The organism is Rhizobium sp. Leaf453 (assembly GCF_001425605.1).
Lineage (GTDB): Bacteria > Pseudomonadota > Alphaproteobacteria > Rhizobiales > Rhizobiaceae > Pararhizobium.
The window spans coordinates 203,093-221,623 of the sequence record NZ_LMRG01000001.1; the positions used below are offsets into that span (position 1 = coordinate 203,093).

Here is an 18,531-nt window from a genome sequence, read left to right on the forward strand (position 1 = left end):
TCCCCTTCGAATTACTGTGCGGCGTTTGCAGCGACGTCGACGGTCTTTGCCGCGCCGTCGGTTGCAGCCATGAGTGCCTTGTTCGCGTCACCAATGTTGGTGGCGGCGGCAGCGAGCCAAGTGTTGTACTTGTCTTCACTGACGACACGGACGGCGATCGGCATATAGGCATGGTCCTTGCCGCAGAGCTCGGAACACTGGCCATAGTAGAGGCCTTCGCGGTCAGCCTTGAACCAGGTCTCGTTCAGACGGCCTGGAACGGCGTCGATCTTCACACCGAAAGCCGGCATGGCGAAAGCATGGATGACGTCGGCTGCAGTCACCAGGAGACGAACGGTCTTGCCGACGGGAACAACGACTTCATTGTCCACTGCGAGGAGACGCGGATAGGCTTCCTTGTCGGCCTTGCCGAGAGCGTCGCGGTCTTCGTCCTTGAGGAGAAGACTGTCGAAGGAGAGCGGGCTTTCGCCAACTTCGTATTCATACGACCAGTACCACTGGTTGCCCGTTGCCTTGACTGTCAGGTCCGGATTTTGCGGCGGCGTCAACTGCGCGGTCAGAAGCTGGAAGGACGGGATCGCCAGGAAGAGGAGAATGACGACGGGGCCGAGCGTCCAGACGATCTCGATCGCCGTGTTGTGGCTGGTCTTGGAAGCGACCGGGTTCTTGGACTCGCGGTAGCGAACGACGATCCAGACCAGCAGCGCCAGAACGAACAGCGTGATCGGCACGATGAACCACAGCGTGTAGTGCTCGAACCATGTAATTTCTTCCATGATTCCGGTTGCAGCCGACTGAAAATTGGTCTGCCACGCGACCGGCTTGTCAGCAAAGGCGTTGGAAGCAAAAAGCAGACAGGCAGTGGATGCCAGAGCTGCAAAAGCCTTGTTTTTCACAATAGTGTCTCCCTGGGCGCTTGATCAGGATCAAAGCGAAACGCAGAATCCTCGTCATACTGAAGCGCTTCAAACCACAGTTTGATCAACGCCGCAACATCTGTCCCGTCAAGCCCCTGCGTCATTTTTACTCAAACCCTGCTTTTCGCACAGGCTCTTAGCGGGTGCATGCCTCGGGACGGAGCTAGGCAGCCGTGGGCCACCGACGCAAAGTCCCGCAATTCCTCTCCGTGAGCCATCCTATACCATATTTAAGACAGCCGACGCCATGCAGTTCGGCCCGATTGGGGAGTATTGGCAGCAGGTTGCGCCGATATGCCGCCGTATAGAGCCCCATTTCCGCCACACCGCACTGGAATGTAGCCGCCGGGGCTTTTCATTTGCGTGCACGCACTTCAAGAATAGCCGCTACTGATTCTTTAGTTTGAGGTTTCCATGGGCCTGTCCCTCCTTTCCCGGCTGCCGGTTGCGGCGTTCGGACTTGCCGCCACACTTCTTTCCTTCTCGGCAGCGGCCCAACAGCAGCAACCCGGATCGCAGCAGCCAGGCACGCCCGGCACGGTCAAGTCCAATCATGGTGCATGGTCGATCGTCTGCGACCAGCCGGCCGGCGCTTCGGCCGAGCAGTGCGCGCTGATGCAGAACGTCATTGCCGAGGATCGCCCGGAAGTGGGCCTCTCCGTCGTCGTGCTCAAGACCGCCGATCGCAAGGCAAAGATCCTGCGCGTGCTGGCGCCCCTTGGCGTGCTGCTGCCGAACGGCCTTGGACTGAACGTCGATGGCAAGGATATCGGCCGCGCCTATTTCGTCCGCTGCTTCTCCGATGGCTGCTATGCCGAAGTCGTTCTGGAAGAGGAACTGCTGAAAACCTTCCGCAGCGGTGCCACCGCCACCTTCATCGTCTTCCAGTCTCCGGAAGAAGGCATCGGCATCCCGGTCGATCTGAAGGGGTTCGGAGAGGGTTACGACGCGCTGCCATAAGGCAAACCTTCATTTGTCACGATGAAAGACCAACCTGCGTTCCAGAGCGGCTGACCGAATATCCGGCGGCCGCTTTTTCTTTGCGCTTGCCCCTCCCTGTGCCTGTCCCTACATAAGTCACTCTCTATCTCAGCATCCGGAGCATGCGCATGAACACCGATCTCATCAAACTGTTCGACAGCGACGAGGCCGCCGTGCGCGAGGTTCTGGCGCAGACGCTGTCCGGCGCCGATGACGGTGAACTGTTCATCGAGCACAGCCAGTCGGAATCGCTCTCCTTCGACAATGGCCGTCTGAAGGGCGGCAGTTTCAACACCGATCAGGGATTTGGCCTGCGCGCGGTTGCAGGCGAATCCGTCGGTTATGCGCATGCGGGTGATCTCTCGCTCTCGGCCCTGAAGCGCGCGGCCGATGCCGTGGGCGCGGTGACACGCGGTTATTCCGGCAGCTATGCCGCCGCTCCCCAGCGCACCAACAAGAAACTCTATGGCGACGAGAACCCGATTGGCGAACCGAGCTTCGAGGCCAAGGTTGCCTTGCTGCAGGAGATCGACGCCTATCTGCGCGGCAAGGAGCCGAAGGTGCGGCAGGTCTCCGCCTCCATCGCCGCCAGCTGGCAGGTGGTCGATATCCTGCGCGCCGACGGTGAGCGCATGCAGGATATCCGGCCGATGACCCGCCTCAACATCTCCGTCGTCGTCGGCGACGGCGACCGGCAGGAGAGTGGCTCCTACGGCGTCGGCGGCCGGCGCGGTTTCGGCGATTTCATCGCCACAGACAGCTGGCAGCGCGGCGCCGACGATGCGTTGCGCCAAGCGCTGGTCAATCTCGAGGCGATCGATGCGCCGGCGGGCACGATGGACGTGGTGCTCTCCTCGGGCTGGCCGGGCGTGATGCTGCACGAAGCCGTCGGCCATGGCCTGGAAGGTGATTTCAACCGGAAGAAGACCTCGGCCTTTGCCGGGCTGATGGGCCAGACCGTCGCCGCCAAGGGCGTCACGGTCGTCGATGACGGTACGATCGAAAGCCGACGCGGCTCGCTGACCATCGACGACGAGGGCACGCCGTCGGCCTATAACGTGCTGATCGAAGACGGCAAGCTGGTCGGCTATATGCAGGACCGCCAGAACGCCCGGCTGATGGGCATGAATCCGACCGGCAACGGCCGCCGCGAGGGCTATGCCCATGTGCCGATGCCCCGCATGACCAACACCTACATGCTCGGCGGTGACAAGACGCCGGACGAAATCATCGCCTCGGTCAAGAAGGGCATCTATGCCGTCTCCTTCGGCGGCGGCCAGGTGGACATCACCTCCGGCAAATTCGTCTTCGGCTGCACGGAGGCCTATCTGATCGAAAACGGCAAGATCGGCGCGCCGGTCAAGGGCGCCATGCTGATCGGCAACGGTCCGGAAGCCATGCAGCGCATCACCATGATCGGCAATGACATGAAGCTCGACAGCGGCATGGGCAATTGCGGCAAGGCGGGCCAATGGGTCCCCGTCGGCGTCGGCCAGCCGCATCTGCGCATGAACGAGATGACGGTGGGCGGTACGCAGGCCTGACAACAGTGATCGATTAGCCTTCAATCACCCGACTGAAACTTCCCGCTTTGAAAAACGATGTCACGTTTCGTCGAAAACGTGACGCTCGTATCGGCGCTCTGCACCGACAGCCGCCGCGCGTCCCAATTCCACATCTTTCCGAAGCAACAGCCGACAAGACACGAATTCCGCGCAACTCCTGACGGAACCAAATCCCACTGCCCGAGTTATCAGCTCGAAACCGCATAACTGTTTGAAAATGCGGTCGGTTCACAGCAAGGGAGACACATCATGGGACGCGGTATTTTGCTTTGGTTGCTGGGGGTTCCGATTCCGATCATTATCCTTCTCGCACTCTTCTTCCGATAGGTGGTGCGATGACAATTCCGGTGTCTACGGTGCCAGCGGGCACCACGACCGAATCCTCGCATTCAGCCGTCAGCTGGGGCGCGATCATCGCGGGCGCTGTCGCGGCAGCGGCGGTCACACTCCTTCTCACCCTGCTGGGATCCGGCTTGGGTATGACGATGGTGTCGCCTTGGTCGAACGAGGGCGTTTCCCTGACCACCTTTGCGGTCTCCACCGCCATCTGGCTGGTGATCGTCCAGTGGGTTTCCTCTGGGCTCGGAGGCTACATTACCGGCCGCCTGCGCACCAAATGGACAGGCGTGCATACGGATGAAGTCTTCTTCCGCGATACCGCGCATGGCGTGCTGTCCTGGGCCTTAGCGACACTGATCGTCGCCGGCGCTCTCGGTTCTGCTGTCTCGTCAACGATCGGCGCCGGTGTCCAAGCAACCGCGACGGTCACCGCGGGCGCGGCTACCGCTGGTGCGGCTGCAGCAAGCTCGGATAAGGCGAGCGCCGCAACCTCGTATTTCGTCGACAGCCTGCTGCGTCCGGCAAACCCTGCCACTGCTCCGGCGGCGAGTGGTGCAGGCACGACGGGCGACGATACGGCAGCCCAGGTCTCCCGCATCCTTGTCAACAGTGCTGCTGCCGGCGAAATGTCAGCCGACGACCGTGCCTATCTCGATCAGTTGATCGCGGCAAGGACAGGGTTGTCCGAGGCTGATGCCAAGGCCCGCGTCGATGCCGTGTTGAAGAGCATCGAGGATGCGAAGGTCAAGGCGCAGGAAGCAGCCGATACAGCCCGCAAGGCGAGTGCCACTCTTGCTCTTCTCGGCGCCCTTTCCCTGCTGATCGGCGGCTTCGTCGCCGGCGTCGGTGCGGCGCTTGGTGGCAGGCAGCGCGATGAAATCGACGGCGTTTACGTCGCCCGATAAACGCACAAACAACGACATCGAAAGGCGGGCCGCAAAAGTGGCCCGCTTTTTCGTTTCGGTGACCAAAAGACGCAACTCCTGGATTCAGCCGGCGTTAACGCCGCCGCCGGTACAGTCGCGCACCATCATTCACACCACCGCCTCTTCAGATCAGATTTGGAACAGCCACCGTGAAAACCATGCTGCGAAAGATCGTCAAACGCGCCGCCATTACCGGCGGGCTCCAGGCCGCCCGTTTCCTGCATGCCGGCGGCATCATGCGGCAAGCACGCGGGCGCGGTGCCATCTTCACGCTGCATCATGTCCGGCCGAAAAAGGCGCGTACCTTCGATCCGAACGCGCATCTGGAAATCACGCCCGAATTCCTAGATATCGCTATTACCCGGCTGAAGCGGGACGGCTATCACTTTATCGCGCTCGACGCCCTGCCCGCGCATCTCGCCTCCGAAAACCGGCAGCCAGTCGCGGTCTTCACGCTGGACGACGGCTACCGCAACAATCTGGAACATGCAGCACCGGTGTTCGCCCGCCATGAAGTGCCGTTCACCGTTTTCGTCGCCGGCGGCTTCATAGACCGGAAGGATATTCTTTGGTGGGAAACGTTGGCTGATCTTCTTGGACAGGAGAAACGCCTTCAGTTTCAGTTCAGCGGAGAGGTGGAACGACTCGATATCGAGACCCTTCAGCAGAAGCAGGCAGCCTTTGACCGCATCGCCACGTTCATTCATTCGATCGATGAAACAACGGCCGTCGATCGGCTGAAGGCGATGGCCGGGCTGTACGACATTGATGCGCTGAAACTAACCTCGCGACTGACTCTTGACGAAGACGGTCTTCGCCAACTGATCGCAAATCCATTCGCAAGCCTTGGCGCCCACACGATCACGCACCGAGCGCTGGCGCGGCTCACCGATGATGTGGCGCGGCGGGAAATGGATCGCTCCGTCGCAAGGGTCGAGCAGATCACGGGCAAACGCCCGACATCGCTTGCCTATCCCTATGGGGACACGGCAGCGGTTTCCGCGCGTGATCACAAACTTGCCCAGGAGTTGGGCTTCACAACGGCGGTGACGACACAGCCGGGCACGCTATCCGGCACTGACGACGTCATGGCCCTACCCCGCATCTCGCTCAACGGCTATTTCCAGAAGGCCGGCTATGTCAGCGCGCTCTCCTCCGGCATTCCGTTCAAGTTGATGGGACGCGGCTGAGCAAAGCCGAGTTACGGATACATCCGCACCTTGCTCCAGTCACCCTCCGGCGTGTCGCGACGGAACTCGATGCGATCGTGCAGACGGAAAGCGCCATCCTTCCAGAACTCGATGGAAGTCGGCTGGATGCGGAAGCCCGACCAGTGTGCTGGGCGCGGAATATCGCCGAGCGGATATTTCAGCGTGTATTCGGCGACTGCCTTCTCCAGCGCGAAACGGCTTTCGAGCGGACGCGACTGTTTCGACGCCCAGGCGCCGATGCGGCTGCCGCGGGCGCGGCTCTTGTAATATTCGTCGGCTTCCGCGTCGGAGACGATTTCCACCGGGCCACGGATGCGAACCTGCCGGCGCAACGTCTTCCAGTGGAAGCACATGGCCGCCTTCCTGTTGCCGAGAATTTCCTGCCCCTTCTGGCTCTCGAAGTTCGTGTAAAACACGAAACCGCGCGCATCGAACTCCTTCAAAAGCACCATGCGCACATCCGGCAGACCATCCGCATCCACCGTCGCAAGGGCCAAGGCATTGGGATCATTGATCTCGCTTGCCTCAGCCTCCTTTAGCCATGCACCAAACAGGGAAAAGGGTTCGTTCTCTTCCGTGAAGTCACCAGTTGTTAACCCAGATTCGGTCATATTGCCTTCCAATGCCGTGATGTGTGGCGCGGATAGAGCCCGAAGGTCCGCCGCTCAAGAATAAGTGTCAGAGCCTGCCGATGGTCCAGCGACCACGAACTGCTCTATCGAGTCTGACAGGTATGCCATTGCAAGACATAGCAAAGTGGATCGATGACACAAAGGGCTTATCCCGATTGGTGGGACTTGCCGTTCTGTTTGTGTCAGCCGGGCTGTTGTCGGGTTGCATGAGCGCGGGGCTGGATCTCGCCGGTGCGCAGGACGTGGACCGCACCGTTTCGACGAGCTCCGTGCCGCCAGTGACGACAGAGGAGAACAATTCCGACGCCATCACCGTGCGCAATGCAGTCGCCTCCGCGGATATGTCGACGATCGGGACCAACCCGATCCCGTGGGCCAATGCGGCATCGGGAAGCGCCGGCGTCATCAGCAGCATTGCCGAAGAACAGGTCAACGGCACGACCTGCCGCCGCTTCACGACAACCCGTCACTCCTATCAGGGCATCGCAAAATTCAACGGCAACACCTGCCTGCTCGGCAACGGCCAATGGTATCTGACCAGCTTCGGCCCGCGCAGCTGATCGGAACCGTCACCGGTTTTTCGCTACCGGCCATTAACCACGCTTTCACAAACCAGCCTAATCTGCCCCGGATCGGGTCGTTTCGGCAGGGTCCGGAGCCTTCCGGCTAACCGTTATTTAAGTCTCCCCTTCTCATCATCGCTCCATCGAAAACGGCCGTTCTGGCGCGTTTTCCCTTGACTTTTCAACAGGGCTGAACGGTCCGCCGGATAAGGCGCGCAGCCCCTCAGAAAGCGGTGGCATGCATGCGTGATCCCTATTCAGTGCTCGGCGTCAGACGCAATGCCGGACAGGACGAGATCAAGGCTGCCTGGCGCAATGTCGCCAAGGCCGTGCATCCGGACCAGAACCGTGACGACCCGTTCGCCAGCCAGCGCTTTGCCGAGGCCGGCCGTGCCTACGAGGTTCTCAAAGACCCGAAGCTGCGTAACCGCTATGATCAGGCGCGCCGCGAGGCGGAACTGCGCCGCATGGAGGAAGTTGCGCGCAAGGCCCGCGGCGTCGAGGAGCCGACCATCGATCCAGAAACGGCCGAGGAGATGATTTCGCGCATCTTCGGTTCGGATGCCCAGACGACAAAACCACAAGAGGCTCGCAGGCCTCACCCCCAACCGCAGCAGGCCAGGGCAGAACCGAAACCCGCGCCAAAACCCGAACCGAAAGCGGAACCGGCTCCCGAACCGGAAGCGAAGGCGGACGCTGCGGAAAAGTCCCCGATTTTCAGCGGCTTTCCCCGTGCGGCCGCCCCTGCCGCAGAACTGATCTCGTCGATCGTCCAGCGTATTCGCGGCTCGGCCGGCAAGCCTGCCCAGGAGAAGGTGCCGGACATTTTCTGCGATGTGACCGTTTCGGTGGAAGATATCTTTCGCCGAGAAAAGGCGACGGCGACGTTGCCGGACGGCCAGACCCTGAAGGTCGCCCTGCCGGCTGGGACCACCGACGGCAGCATCATTCGCCTGAAGGAGATGGGCTACCGCCTGAACGGAATGTTGCGCGGCGATGTCGTCGTTGCCGTACGCGTCAAGCAGGATGGCGGCTTCCGAACCGACGGCACGGACCTGCGCACGACGCTCGCCATCAACATCCAGGATGCCGTTCTGGGCTGCGATGCCAAGGTAAACACCCTCACCGGGCCGGTGACCGTCACGATCCCACCCTGGTCCGGCTCCGATCACGTGGTTCGTCTTTCCGGCCACGGATTGCCGACATCAGACGGCAAACGCGGCGATCTCCTGATCGAACTGCGGCTGATGCTGTGGGAAAAGCCGGATGAAAAGGTCACCGATCTGATGCGCAGCCTGCGCAACGGCTTGTTTCTTTAAAGTTTTATAACAGCGACAGTGGACGCTGACCCTTTGTTACGGGAACTAACAGTTCCTGATCTCGCCCGCGCTTGAACCACCGGGGCGGCTATGTCATAGCCAGTGCTCAAAAATTCAGAACCGACGCGACCAGGCGGGCGCGAAGGTTCCGGCGGTTTCAACACATGCGCTTTCCGGTCAGCCAATGACGACGGACGCATGGGCAGCATTGGGGACATCATATGTCGCAAGCATCCGGTCTGATGAAAGGCAAACGCGGCCTGATCATGGGCGTCGCGAACAATCGTTCGATTGCCTGGGGTATTGCAAAGGCAATTCACGCGCAGGGCGGCGAACTCGCATTCACCTATCAGGGCGATGCGCTGAAGAAGCGGGTCGAGCCGCTGGCGCAGGAACTCGGCGCCGTCATGGCCGGCCACTGTGATGTCAGCGACGAATCGACCATCGACGCCGTTTTCGAAAACCTCGAAAAGCTCTGGGGCAAGATCGACTTCATCGTGCATGCCATCGGCTTTTCCGACAAGGACGAACTGACCGGCCGCTATGTCGATACATCGGCTGCCAATTTCGCGCTTACCATGAACATCTCGGTCTATTCCTTCACGGCCGTCGCACGTCGCGCCGAGAAGCTGATGACCGATGGCGGCTCGATGCTGACCATGACCTATTACGGCGCCGAAAAGGTGATGCCGAACTACAACGTCATGGGCGTTGCCAAGGCCGCGCTGGAAGCCAGCGTCAAGTATCTGGCGGTCGACCTCGGCCCGAAGAACATCCGCGTCAACGCGATCTCGGCCGGCCCGATCAAGACGCTTGCAGCCTCCGGTATCGGCGATTTCCGCTATATCCTGAAGTGGAACGAATACAACGCGCCGCTGCGCCGCACCGTCACCATCGAGGAAGTCGGCGATGTCGGCCTCTACATGCTGTCGGACTTGTCGCGCTCGGTGACCGGTGAGGTCCATCACGCCGACAGCGGCTATCATGTCGTCGGCATGAAGGCCGTTGATGCGCCGGATATCGCCGTCATCAAGGACTGATGCTGCACGACCGTAATCCGGGGTTCTCCGCCAGCGGAATGCCCCGGCTCCCTTGCGACGGGTCCAATTGACCCCTGCCCCGGAGTTTCTCCGTGACCATTTACATGATCCGCCACGGACAGACCGACTGGAATGCGCAGATCCGCATGCAAGGGCAGAAGGATATTCCGCTCAATGATACCGGACGGCGTCAGGCCAGAGGCAATGGCCGCGCCTTGGCAGCCATGCTTGGCCCCGATGCACATTCGCGCTTCGACTTCGTGTCCAGCCCCCTCCACCGCACGCGAGAAACCATGGAACTCATTCGCGAGTCCATGGGGCTGCCCGCATCCGGCTATCGGACGGATGCCCGGCTGAAGGAGGTCTCCTTCGGCGATTGGGAAGGCTATACAATGGCCGAACTCGAGCGCGAGATGCCGGAGCGCGTGGCTGAGCGCGAACTCTCCAAATGGGACTTCATCCCGCCGGGCGCGGATGCCGAGAGCTACGAAATCCTGTCCTGGCGTGTCGGGGCATGGCTGTCGAGTGTTACCGGGCCAACCATTTGCGTCAGCCATGGCGGCGTGATTCGCACGCTGTTCAAACTATGCGGCGCAATGGACGCGGAAGAAGCCGCACTCGGTGCGATTCCGCAGGACAGAATTCTGAAGATTGAAAATGGCGCGATCGGCTGGCTTTGAACGCCGGAGCGACGCGACCCCGAAACATAGATCGCGGCGAAGGCAACTCGCTGCCACGCCGCGTTCGTAATGCAATTACTGCACGATTTCCAGATCATTGATGACGCGCTTGCCGTCAACCTCGGTGTAGAACACCAGAACCTTCACACCGGCGGTCAGCCCTTCGAAATTGAACTCTTCCGGCGCCTGATAGCTCTTGCCGTCATCCAGCGACAGGCTGAGCTTCTCCGTATCGACGCCCGTAATCACGGCTTCGACATCGGCGCTTTCTGCAAATGCGGCAAGCGGCGAAAGAAATCCGGCAGTAGCCATCAACGCAGCAACGATGAAACGCATCCGTTTCGCCCTCTTCAGTGATTCATTCAATTTTCTTGTGCCCACTGTTTGACCCCTGATTGTGGCAAAAATCGCCCGTCGCCGTGACATTTCAAAGTTTACCCGATTTGGAATCCTATGGTTAACCAAATCTTGATCGACGTACGCCATTCCACGATGCTGGCACAGATTTCATAGCGGGAACAACCTCTAAAGCCAATTTTAAGACTCCATCGGTAGCTTTGGCCCCGGGGAATATGGGGTGCATGAGACTTGACCAGAAGCGCTACGATCCGCCATCGCGTCCTGACGCTCGCGAGGCTTGCAAAGCCATCCCTCGTTCCCGCCTTCATTGCGGCTACCGTTGTGTTCACCGGTGGATATCTCTTCAAGGAACAGAACCGTGCGAACTTCCGCAACGAGCTGAAGAGCAATGTTCAAAGCGAACTCAATCTCGTTTCGACGCGCCTACAGAGCGAAATCAACAACAACATCACGGCACTGCGCGGCTTCGCCAACAATCTCTCCGTCGCGCCCGACATGCCGATTGCGCATTTTGATCAGCTGGCTTCGAAACTGCTGATCCAGAATCCCCAGATGGCGCGTGTCAGCGCAGCGCCCGATGCCGTCATCAGCATGACGTTTCCGCTTGCCGGAAACGAGCGCATGATCGGCAACGACTTCAAGAAGTTCCGTTCCTCCCGCATCGCCATCGACCGCTCGCAATCCAAGGCCAAGCCGGTCATCGCCGGTCCGGTGAGGTTGCCGAGTGGCCGTACCGGCTTCAACCTCTTCACGCCCGTTTTTACCAAGACGGACAACCAGGTCGAATTCTGGGGATTTGTCGAAGCCATCATCGACGAAAAGGAAATTTACAGCAATGCCCGCCTGATGGAAGACCTCGCCAAGGAAGGAGAAGCCCAGGATGGTGATCGCAAGATCGATATCCAGCTCGCCATCCGCGATGTGTCCGTCACGAACAACATCCAGGACGCCTTTTTCGGCGACACCGACATCTTCGAAAAATCACCGGTAATCCGCCAGCTCCACCTGCCCGGCGGGACCTGGGAACTAGCCGCCATTCCTACTGCTGGATGGGCGCAAGAGCCCGGCAATACCAGCCTGATCGAAGCCACTATCCTCATTGCCGCTGCCGTCGTTATCATCCCGATCTTCCTGACGGGCGGACTGGTCAACGAACGCCAGCGCAACATGGCCAAGCTTCGCTCGCGCGAACGCGAACTGCTGACCCTGTCGCATCGTCTCAACCTTGCATTGGAATCCTCCAGGATCGGCATCTGGGAAATCGACCTCGATTCGCAGGAACGCTCCTGGGATGAGCGCATGTATCACCTGCACGGCCTTCCGCCCGGAAAGGGTGACCCGACCTATGCCGAATGGCGCAAGACCGTGCATCCGGATGACGTCGCCGCAGCCTCGCTGACTTTGTTCAAGGCGCTGGACGAGGACCTTGAATATCGCTCCCACTATCGTGTCGTCATGGCCGACGACAGCATCCGTCATGTCCGCAATATCGGTTCCACCCATGTCGGCGTCGACGGCAAGGCGAAGATCACCGGCATCAGCTGGGATATCACCGACGATGTCATGATGACCGAACAGCTGCGCAGCGCCAAGGCCACCGCCGAGCAGAAGAACCGCGCGCTGGAAACGGCGCTGGCCGGCCTTTCGGAACGCGAGCAGCAGCTTGAAGCGATCACCCGGCGCCTCGACCTGGCGCTCGCCTCCTATCAGTGCGGCATGTGGGACGCTGACCTCACGTCCGGCGTCACCTATTGGGACGAGCGCATGCACCAGTTGCACGGCCTCGTTCACGATGGCGGCGAGACGACGGAGGAGAAATGGATCAGCGCTGTTCATCCCGATGATCGCGAGGATACGCTCGCCAATGTCAATCGCACCATTGAACAGGGCGTACCTTATGTGCAGTCATATCGGATTGTTCTCCCGGATGGCGCGGTTCGTCACGTCCGCTCGGTCGGCAAGATCCATACCCTGCCGGATAGCAACAGGAAGCTGGTCGGCATCGCTTTCGATATCACCGACGACGTTCTGATGACGGAGCAGTTGCGCTCGGCAAAGGCCATGGCGGAAGCCAAGAACGACGAGCTTGCGGAAGCCAAGGACCGGATCGAACACAACGCTCTCCACGACCCGCTGACGGGACTCGGCAATCGCCGCATGCTCGACATGGAACTCGAGCGGCTTGCCCGCGCCCGCAAGGACGGCCTGCAGAACATCGCCATCCTGCATATCGATCTCGATCGCTTCAAGCAGATCAACGACACGCTTGGTCACGCCGCAGGCGATGCAATGTTGGTGCATGCCTCGAAAATCCTGCGCTCCAGCGTCCGCGCCGGTGACATGGTCGCCCGCATCGGCGGCGACGAATTCGTCGTTCTGGTCACCGATCCGCCCAGCAAGGTATTCCTCACCAGCCTTTCGGAGCGCATCATCGTCCAGATGCGCCAGCCGGTCGATTACAACGGTTTCCCCTGTCGTTTCGGCGTGTCTATCGGTATTGCCGTCGCCAACGACCTTGCCATCGACGAACGGCAATTACTGGTGAACGCCGATATCGCCCTCTACCGCGCCAAGGAAAGCGGTCGCAACCGCCACGAATTCTTCACCGATGCGTTGCAGGAAGAGATTGTCACCACCAAGCGGATCGCAGACGAAATTCTCGAGGGCATCGAGAAGAACCAGTTCGTCGCCTGGTACCAGCCGCAATTCGAAGCCGGCACGTTGCGTCTTGTCGGCGTCGAAGCGCTGATCCGCTGGAACCATCCGCGCGAGGGCATTCTTACACCCGACAAGTTCCTTCATATCGCCGAGGAACTCAATGTCGTGGCGGCACTCGACCGCGTCGTGCTCGACCGCTCGCTGATCGACGCCATGCGTTGGGCGGCTGCGGGTATCGACGTGCCGAAGATCTCCGTCAACGTCTCGGCCAAGCGCCTGAGCGACGAGAACCTGCTCGCCTCGCTGTCGGGCCTGAGTTTCGCCCCCGGCCAGCTCTCCTTCGAACTGGTGGAATCGATCTTCCTCGACGAGAGCGACGATATCGTCACCGCCAATATCGAAGGCATCAAGAAGTTGGGCATCGACATCGAGATCGACGACTTCGGCACCGGCCATACCTCTATCGTCAGCCTTTTGAAGATCAAGCCGAAGCGGCTGAAGATCGACCGGCAGTTGGTCGCGCCGATCCTGAAGTCGCGCAACGAGCAGGCGCTGGTGCGCTCGATCATCGAGATCGGCCGTTCGCTCGGCATCGAGACCGTTGCCGAGGGCGTCGAAACGATGGATCACGCGGAAATGCTGGGATTGCTGGGCTGCGACATGCTGCAGGGTTATGCCTTTGCCAAGCCGCTGAGCTACGAAAAATTCGTCGCCTTTGCCGGACACGAAGCACTGCAACTCGCGTCCTGATCCCCTTCCCCGCAACGAAACAGCTCGTTGCACCAGCAATTGCCGGATTGTGCCAGAAAGCTTTTCCCTTTCCGGCATTTTCACACTAATAGTCACGGCCGAATGAAATGTCGCAGGCTGCGTCTTAAGACGCATGCCGCTTACACATCCGGTTGCTGCTCATGTCGCATAACACTTTCGGTCATCTCTTCCGCGTCACCACCTGGGGCGAAAGCCACGGGATTGCGCTCGGCTGCGTCGTCGACGGCTGCCCTCCCGGCATCCGCTTCACGCTGGCGGAACTGCAATCCTGGCTCGACAAGCGCAAGCCCGGCCAGTCGCGCTTCGTCACCCAGCGCCGTGAGGACGACCTCGTCAAGGTGCTCTCGGGCGTGATGATGGACGCCGACGGTGAAACCATGATCACCACCGGCACGCCGGTGTCGATGATGATTGAGAACACCGACCAGCGCTCGAAGGACTATTCCGAGATCGCCAAGAGCTACCGTCCGGGCCATGCCGACTATACCTACGACCTGAAATACGGCATTCGCGACTATCGCGGCGGCGGACGCTCGTCGGCCCGCGAGACGGCGGCCCGCGTAGCGGCCGGTGGTCTTGCCCGCAAGGTCGTGCCCGGCCTTCTCGTGCGCGGCGCGCTTGTCCAGATCGGCAAGCACAAGATCGACCGCGCCAACTGGGACTGGAACGAGGTCGGCAACAACCCGTTCTTCTGCCCCGATCCGAAAATGGTTCCGGTCTGGGAAGACTATCTCGACGGCATCCGCAAGGCCGGTTCGTCGATCGGCGCCGTCGTCGAGGTCATCGCCGAGGGCGTTCCGGCCGGCATCGGCGCGCCGATCTACGCCAAGCTCGATCAGGACATCGCCTCCAACCTGATGTCGATCAACGCCGTCAAGGGCGTGGAGATCGGCAATGGCTTCGGCGCCGCCGAAATCACCGGCGAGGAAAATGCCGACGAAATGCGTATGGGCAATGACGGCAACCCGATCTTCCTGTCCAATCATGCCGGCGGCATCCTGGGTGGCATTTCGACCGGACAGCCGGTCATCGCGCGCTTTGCCATCAAGCCAACCTCGTCCATCCTGACAGAGCGGCAATCGATTGACTCGGATGGCAACAATGTCGACATCCGTACCAAGGGCCGCCACGACCCCTGCGTCGGCATCCGCGCCGTGCCGATCGGCGAGGCCATGCTGGCCTGCACGATTGCCGACCACTACCTGCGTGACCGGGGCCAGACTGGTAGACTAAAATAACCCGGCGTCTGACGTATCGAGGGAGAACTCCATGGCCTTTGACCAGAAGCGTGTTGCCGATGCCATCCGCGCCTTCGAGGCGGGCGAGATCGTCGTTGTCACCGATGACGACGGCCGGGAGAACGAGGGCGACCTGATCGTCGCCGCCGTGCATTGCACGCCGGAAAAGATGGCCTTCATCGTCCGCCACACATCCGGCATTGTCTGCGCGCCGATGCCGAAGGAAGAGGCCAAGCGCCTCAACCTCAACGCCATGGTCGCCGAGAACGATTCGTCGCATACGACGGCCTTCACCGTCACCGTCGATTTCAAGCACGGCACGACCACCGGCATTTCGGCCGATGACCGGACGCTGACCGTCCGCAACCTCGCCAACCCGAATGTCGGCGCGTCCGACTTCACCCGGCCGGGTCACATCTTCCCGCTGGTTGCCCGCGAAGGCGGCGTGCTGATGCGGTCGGGCCATACCGAAGCCGCCGTCGATCTCTGCCGCCTCGCCAGCCTGCCGCCGATCGGCGTGATCTGCGAACTGGTCAATGACGACGGCACGGTGATGCGCGGCCCGCAGGTGGCGGGTTTCGCCGAAACCCATGGCCTCAAGCAGGTCTCGGTCGCCGACCTCATCGCCTACCGTCAGCGCAAGGACAAGCTGATCGAGCTGGAAAACAGCTTCGACATCGAGACGCCCTATGGCAAGGCCAAGGGCCATGCCTATTCCCTGCCCTGGGACCCGATGCAGCACCTCGCCGTCGTCTTCGGCGATATCCGCGACGGTGTCGATATCCCGGTGCGCCTGCATCTGGAAAATGTCGGCACCGATGTGTTCGGCAAGGACTGCCAACTCGATACGATCATGAAACGCATTGCCGAACAGGGCCGCGGCGTCATCGTCTACCTGCGCGAAGGCTCCGTTGGCGTCGGCGTTTCAAAGACCGCACGCACCGGCAAACACGGGCACGAAGGCCACGACGAGGCCCAGGCGCGCGAAAGCGAATGGCTGGAAATCGGGCTGGGCGCGCAGATCCTGAAGGATCTTGGCATCAGTTCGATCCGGCTGCTGTCGACACGCGAGCGCCACTATGTCGGCCTGGAAGGATTCGGGATTCGAATTTCCGCCACCGACATTCTCTAATCTGCCCAGAAGCAGCGCAAAGATACCTCCGGTGATATTCGACCGGGGCCGCCGCGGCGAGCGCGACCATGTATATACGATCATACTAAAGTTATCTTTCCTTTCGATTGTTCGTGGGCGAAAAAATGCGCGCCTCAACAACACGAAAGAGCGTCGTGACATCGAAATTTCCAGTCTCCACCCGCCTGCTCTCAACGATGGTTCTGTTGTTGTTTGTATCGGCGGTCGCGCACGCCCAGCAGACGACGCCGCCGGCCGGCTACAAACTCGTCTGGTCCGACGAGTTCAACGGCGCGGGTCTGCCGGATGCAAAGAAATGGGTCTACGACACGGAGGCCAACAAGACCGGCTGGTACAACAACGAACTGCAATATTATGCTGTCAAGCGATTGCAGAACAGCAAGGTCGAGAACGGCAAGCTGATCATCACCGCCCGCAAGGAGCAGCTGAAATCGGCATCCGACTATGGCGGCCAGAATTACACCTCCGCCCGGCTGATCACGCGCGGCAAGGCAAGCTGGACATACGGTGTCTACGAGGTACGGGCGCGGCTTCCCTGTGGGCTCGGCACGTGGCCGGCCTTCTGGATGTTGGGGCCTGACACGATCCCCTGGCCTGACAATGGCGAAATCGATATCATGGAGCAGGTCGGCAAGGCGCCGAGCGAGATCACCGGAACGATCCATACCAAGGCGACGGCAGGGACCTTCGGCATCGGCGGGAAAACCTTTGTCCGCGATGCCTGCAGACGCTTCCACACTTATACGATGACCTGGACATCCAAGGCGATCACCATCGGCGTCGATCAGCAGACCTTTTTCACTTACAAGAACCCCGGCAAGGGCAAGGCGAGTTGGCCCTTCGACACGCCGCATTACCTTCTGATCAATCTGGCGATCGGCGGCGACATGGCTGGCAAAATCGACAACAAAATCTTCCCGGTCAGTATGGATATCGACTATATCCGGATCTACCAGAAAAAGAGCTGAGCGCTGCCGGCTATCCCTGCCATCCATCGAGCCAGCGGACATTTTCCACGCCCGCGAACTTCGCCAATCGCACCAGTTCCGCCTCCAGCTTTTCCATCCGGCCAGAGGACGCTCGCACGCCCTTTTCCCACCAGAGGCGCTTGACGTCGAGCGTGCCGGACTTGCGGTCGGCTTTCATGTCGATACGGCCGACCATGCGATCGCCTTCCAGAAGCGGGAAGACATAATAACCGTATTCGCGCTTCGGCTCGGGCACGAAAATCTCGATGCGGTAATAGAAGCCGAACAGCCGTTCGGTGCGGTTGCGGTCGCGGATCAGCGGATCGAAGGGGCTGAGAACACGCAGGCGGGCGGGCGGCTCGGCAAGGTCGCCGAGATTGTCGGGAAAGCCGTTGAACGCATAGGACAGGCGCGGTTTCTCGCCATCGGCGGGTTCGATCAGCACCTCGGTCAGTTCATCGCGATGCGCCATCACCCAGGCCTTGGCTTCCTCCGGTCCGATCAGGGCGAAGAAGGCGGCGATTTCACCGTGGGTGGCAAAACCCAGGCGTTGAAGCGCACTGCGGCAAGCCCAGTCGACGAATTCCGCTTCGCTCACTTCCGGCTCGTAGTGATGGGTAGGCAGGACACGCTCGGCGAGATCGTAGATCTTCTGGAAATTCTGCCGGCCAGCGATCGCCAGCTTGCCGGTGTGCCAGTAATATTCGAGCGCCGTCTTGTTCGGATGCCAGTTCCACCAGCCGCCCGACTTGTGTTCGGCGACCTTCAGGTCGCGCGACATCACGGCCCCGCCTTCGGCAATGCGCTGATAGGTCTCCTCGAACGTGCTGTCGAACCCCTCTCCCTGCCATTTCAGCCAGCGCTCCTTGAGAATCGGTTCACGCCGGGCGAAGCGATGCTTCCAGTAACGGAAGAAGGCCGATGGCAGGATCGAGGCGTCGTGCGTCCAGTGCTCGAACAGCGCACCGTCCTTTTCCAGAAGTTCGGTCAGGTGCTCGCGCCTGTAGGTCTGGTTGCGCGAAAACAAGATCTGGTGATGGGCGCGCTCAACCGTCGCGATGCTGTCGACCTGAACGAAGCCGATATCATGGATGAGATCGAGCAGGCCCTGCTTGCCGAGCGCCTTGTGGGGAGCGCCGGCCAGACCCTGCTTGTTGAGGAAGATGCGCCGCGCATCGCGGTTGGAAACGAGAATCGCCATGGGCCGATC

Annotated in this window: 16 protein-coding genes; 12 read left to right on the forward strand and 4 right to left on the reverse strand. The window is 60.5% G+C overall.

Annotated elements, in window-relative coordinates:
* Positions 1-11: 11 nt before the first annotated feature.
* Positions 12-896, reverse strand: a complete 885-nt coding sequence (gene coxB, locus ASG68_RS01075; RefSeq protein ID WP_062575918.1) for a cytochrome c oxidase subunit II — start codon at positions 894-896, stop codon at positions 12-14.
* Positions 897-1,331: 435 nt separating this feature from the next.
* Between coxB and ASG68_RS01080 the strand changes: the two genes are divergently transcribed.
* From ASG68_RS01080 to ASG68_RS01095, 4 genes are all read left to right on the forward strand, one after another.
* Positions 1,332-1,877 (forward strand): invasion associated locus B family protein, encoded by a 546-nt coding sequence (locus ASG68_RS01080; RefSeq protein ID WP_062575917.1) that lies wholly within the window; start codon positions 1,332-1,334, stop codon positions 1,875-1,877.
* A 149-nt stretch (positions 1,878-2,026) separates the two neighbouring features.
* Positions 2,027-3,442 carry a metalloprotease TldD gene (gene tldD, locus ASG68_RS01085; RefSeq protein WP_062575916.1) on the forward strand — a complete coding sequence of 472 codons (1,416 nt, stop codon included), beginning with the start codon at positions 2,027-2,029 and terminating at the stop codon, positions 3,440-3,442.
* 356 nt (positions 3,443-3,798) lie between these two features.
* The gene (locus tag ASG68_RS01090; RefSeq protein WP_062575915.1) at positions 3,799-4,707 is read left to right on the forward strand and encodes a hypothetical protein; all 909 of its coding nucleotides are present in this window, start codon (positions 3,799-3,801) and stop codon (positions 4,705-4,707) included.
* A 179-nt stretch (positions 4,708-4,886) separates the two neighbouring features.
* On the forward strand, positions 4,887-5,918 hold the full coding sequence (locus tag ASG68_RS01095) for a polysaccharide deacetylase family protein (protein ID WP_156373817.1): 1,032 nt from the start codon (positions 4,887-4,889) through the stop codon (positions 5,916-5,918).
* An 11-nt stretch (positions 5,919-5,929) separates the two neighbouring features.
* Here the strand turns inward: ASG68_RS01095 and pdxH are convergent, their stop codons facing one another.
* Positions 5,930-6,550, reverse strand: coding sequence for a pyridoxamine 5'-phosphate oxidase (gene pdxH, locus ASG68_RS01100; RefSeq protein ID WP_062575913.1), 621 nt, complete (start codon positions 6,548-6,550; stop codon positions 5,930-5,932).
* 128 nt (positions 6,551-6,678) lie between these two features.
* Here pdxH and ASG68_RS01105 point away from each other — a divergent pair, with 128 nt between their 5' ends.
* From ASG68_RS01105 to ASG68_RS01120, 4 genes are all read left to right on the forward strand, one after another.
* Entirely contained in the window at positions 6,679-7,131 is a 453-nt protein-coding gene (locus ASG68_RS01105; RefSeq protein WP_062576565.1) for an RT0821/Lpp0805 family surface protein, read from the forward strand.
* A gap of 245 nt (positions 7,132-7,376) precedes the next feature.
* Positions 7,377-8,453 (forward strand): DnaJ C-terminal domain-containing protein, encoded by a 1,077-nt coding sequence (locus ASG68_RS01110; protein ID WP_062575912.1) that lies wholly within the window; start codon positions 7,377-7,379, stop codon positions 8,451-8,453.
* Positions 8,454-8,674: 221 nt separating this feature from the next.
* Positions 8,675-9,493, forward strand: a complete 819-nt coding sequence (fabI, locus tag ASG68_RS01115; protein WP_062575911.1) for an enoyl-ACP reductase FabI — start codon at positions 8,675-8,677, stop codon at positions 9,491-9,493.
* A gap of 92 nt (positions 9,494-9,585) precedes the next feature.
* Positions 9,586-10,173: a histidine phosphatase family protein gene (locus tag ASG68_RS01120; protein ID WP_062575910.1), complete on the forward strand. Its 588-nt coding sequence runs from the start codon at positions 9,586-9,588 to the stop codon at positions 10,171-10,173.
* A 75-nt stretch (positions 10,174-10,248) separates the two neighbouring features.
* Here the strand turns inward: ASG68_RS01120 and ASG68_RS01125 are convergent, their stop codons facing one another.
* A complete protein-coding gene (locus ASG68_RS01125) occupies positions 10,249-10,509 on the reverse strand; it encodes a DUF1344 domain-containing protein (protein ID WP_062575909.1) in 261 nt (86 codons plus the stop codon).
* Between the two features lie 252 nt (positions 10,510-10,761).
* Between ASG68_RS01125 and ASG68_RS01130 the strand changes: the two genes are divergently transcribed.
* From ASG68_RS01130 to ASG68_RS01145, 4 genes are all read left to right on the forward strand, one after another.
* The gene (locus tag ASG68_RS01130; RefSeq protein ID WP_062609100.1) at positions 10,762-13,941 is read left to right on the forward strand and encodes an EAL domain-containing protein; all 3,180 of its coding nucleotides are present in this window, start codon (positions 10,762-10,764) and stop codon (positions 13,939-13,941) included.
* Positions 13,942-14,102: 161 nt separating this feature from the next.
* Positions 14,103-15,200: a chorismate synthase gene (aroC, locus tag ASG68_RS01135; RefSeq protein WP_062576562.1), complete on the forward strand. Its 1,098-nt coding sequence runs from the start codon at positions 14,103-14,105 to the stop codon at positions 15,198-15,200.
* A 31-nt stretch (positions 15,201-15,231) separates the two neighbouring features.
* Positions 15,232-16,332, forward strand: coding sequence for a 3,4-dihydroxy-2-butanone-4-phosphate synthase (gene ribB / locus ASG68_RS01140; protein ID WP_062575907.1), 1,101 nt, complete (start codon positions 15,232-15,234; stop codon positions 16,330-16,332).
* Positions 16,333-16,487: 155 nt separating this feature from the next.
* Complete coding sequence (locus tag ASG68_RS01145; protein ID WP_244484069.1) at positions 16,488-17,321, forward strand: family 16 glycosylhydrolase; 834 nt, start codon at positions 16,488-16,490, stop codon at positions 17,319-17,321.
* 10 nt (positions 17,322-17,331) lie between these two features.
* Here the strand turns inward: ASG68_RS01145 and ASG68_RS01150 are convergent, their stop codons facing one another.
* The gene (locus tag ASG68_RS01150) at positions 17,332-18,522 is read right to left on the reverse strand and encodes a winged helix-turn-helix domain-containing protein (RefSeq protein ID WP_062575905.1); all 1,191 of its coding nucleotides are present in this window, start codon (positions 18,520-18,522) and stop codon (positions 17,332-17,334) included.
* Between the last annotated feature and the right edge of the window lie 9 nt (positions 18,523-18,531).

Bases quoted from the DNA above. Each gene is read 5' to 3' on its own strand.
- ASG68_RS01080 (WP_062575917.1), top strand. From the start codon at position 1,332: ATGGGCCTGTCCCTCCTTTCCCGGCTGCCGGTTGCGGCGTTCGGACTT.
- tldD (WP_062575916.1), top strand. From the start codon at position 2,027: ATGAACACCGATCTCATCAAACTGTTCGACAGCGACGAGGCCGCCGTG.
- ASG68_RS01090 (WP_062575915.1), top strand. From the start codon at position 3,799: ATGACAATTCCGGTGTCTACGGTGCCAGCGGGCACCACGACCGAATCC.
- ASG68_RS01095 (WP_156373817.1), top strand. From the start codon at position 4,887: ATGCTGCGAAAGATCGTCAAACGCGCCGCCATTACCGGCGGGCTCCAG.
- pdxH (WP_062575913.1), bottom strand. From the start codon at position 6,550: ATGACCGAATCTGGGTTAACAACTGGTGACTTCACGGAAGAGAACGAA.
- ASG68_RS01110 (WP_062575912.1), top strand. From the start codon at position 7,377: ATGCGTGATCCCTATTCAGTGCTCGGCGTCAGACGCAATGCCGGACAG.
- fabI (WP_062575911.1), top strand. From the start codon at position 8,675: ATGTCGCAAGCATCCGGTCTGATGAAAGGCAAACGCGGCCTGATCATG.
- ASG68_RS01125 (WP_062575909.1), bottom strand. From the start codon at position 10,509: ATGCGTTTCATCGTTGCTGCGTTGATGGCTACTGCCGGATTTCTTTCG.
- aroC (WP_062576562.1), top strand. From the start codon at position 14,103: ATGTCGCATAACACTTTCGGTCATCTCTTCCGCGTCACCACCTGGGGC.
- ribB (WP_062575907.1), top strand. From the start codon at position 15,232: ATGGCCTTTGACCAGAAGCGTGTTGCCGATGCCATCCGCGCCTTCGAG.
- ASG68_RS01150 (WP_062575905.1), bottom strand. From the start codon at position 18,522: ATGGCGATTCTCGTTTCCAACCGCGATGCGCGGCGCATCTTCCTCAAC.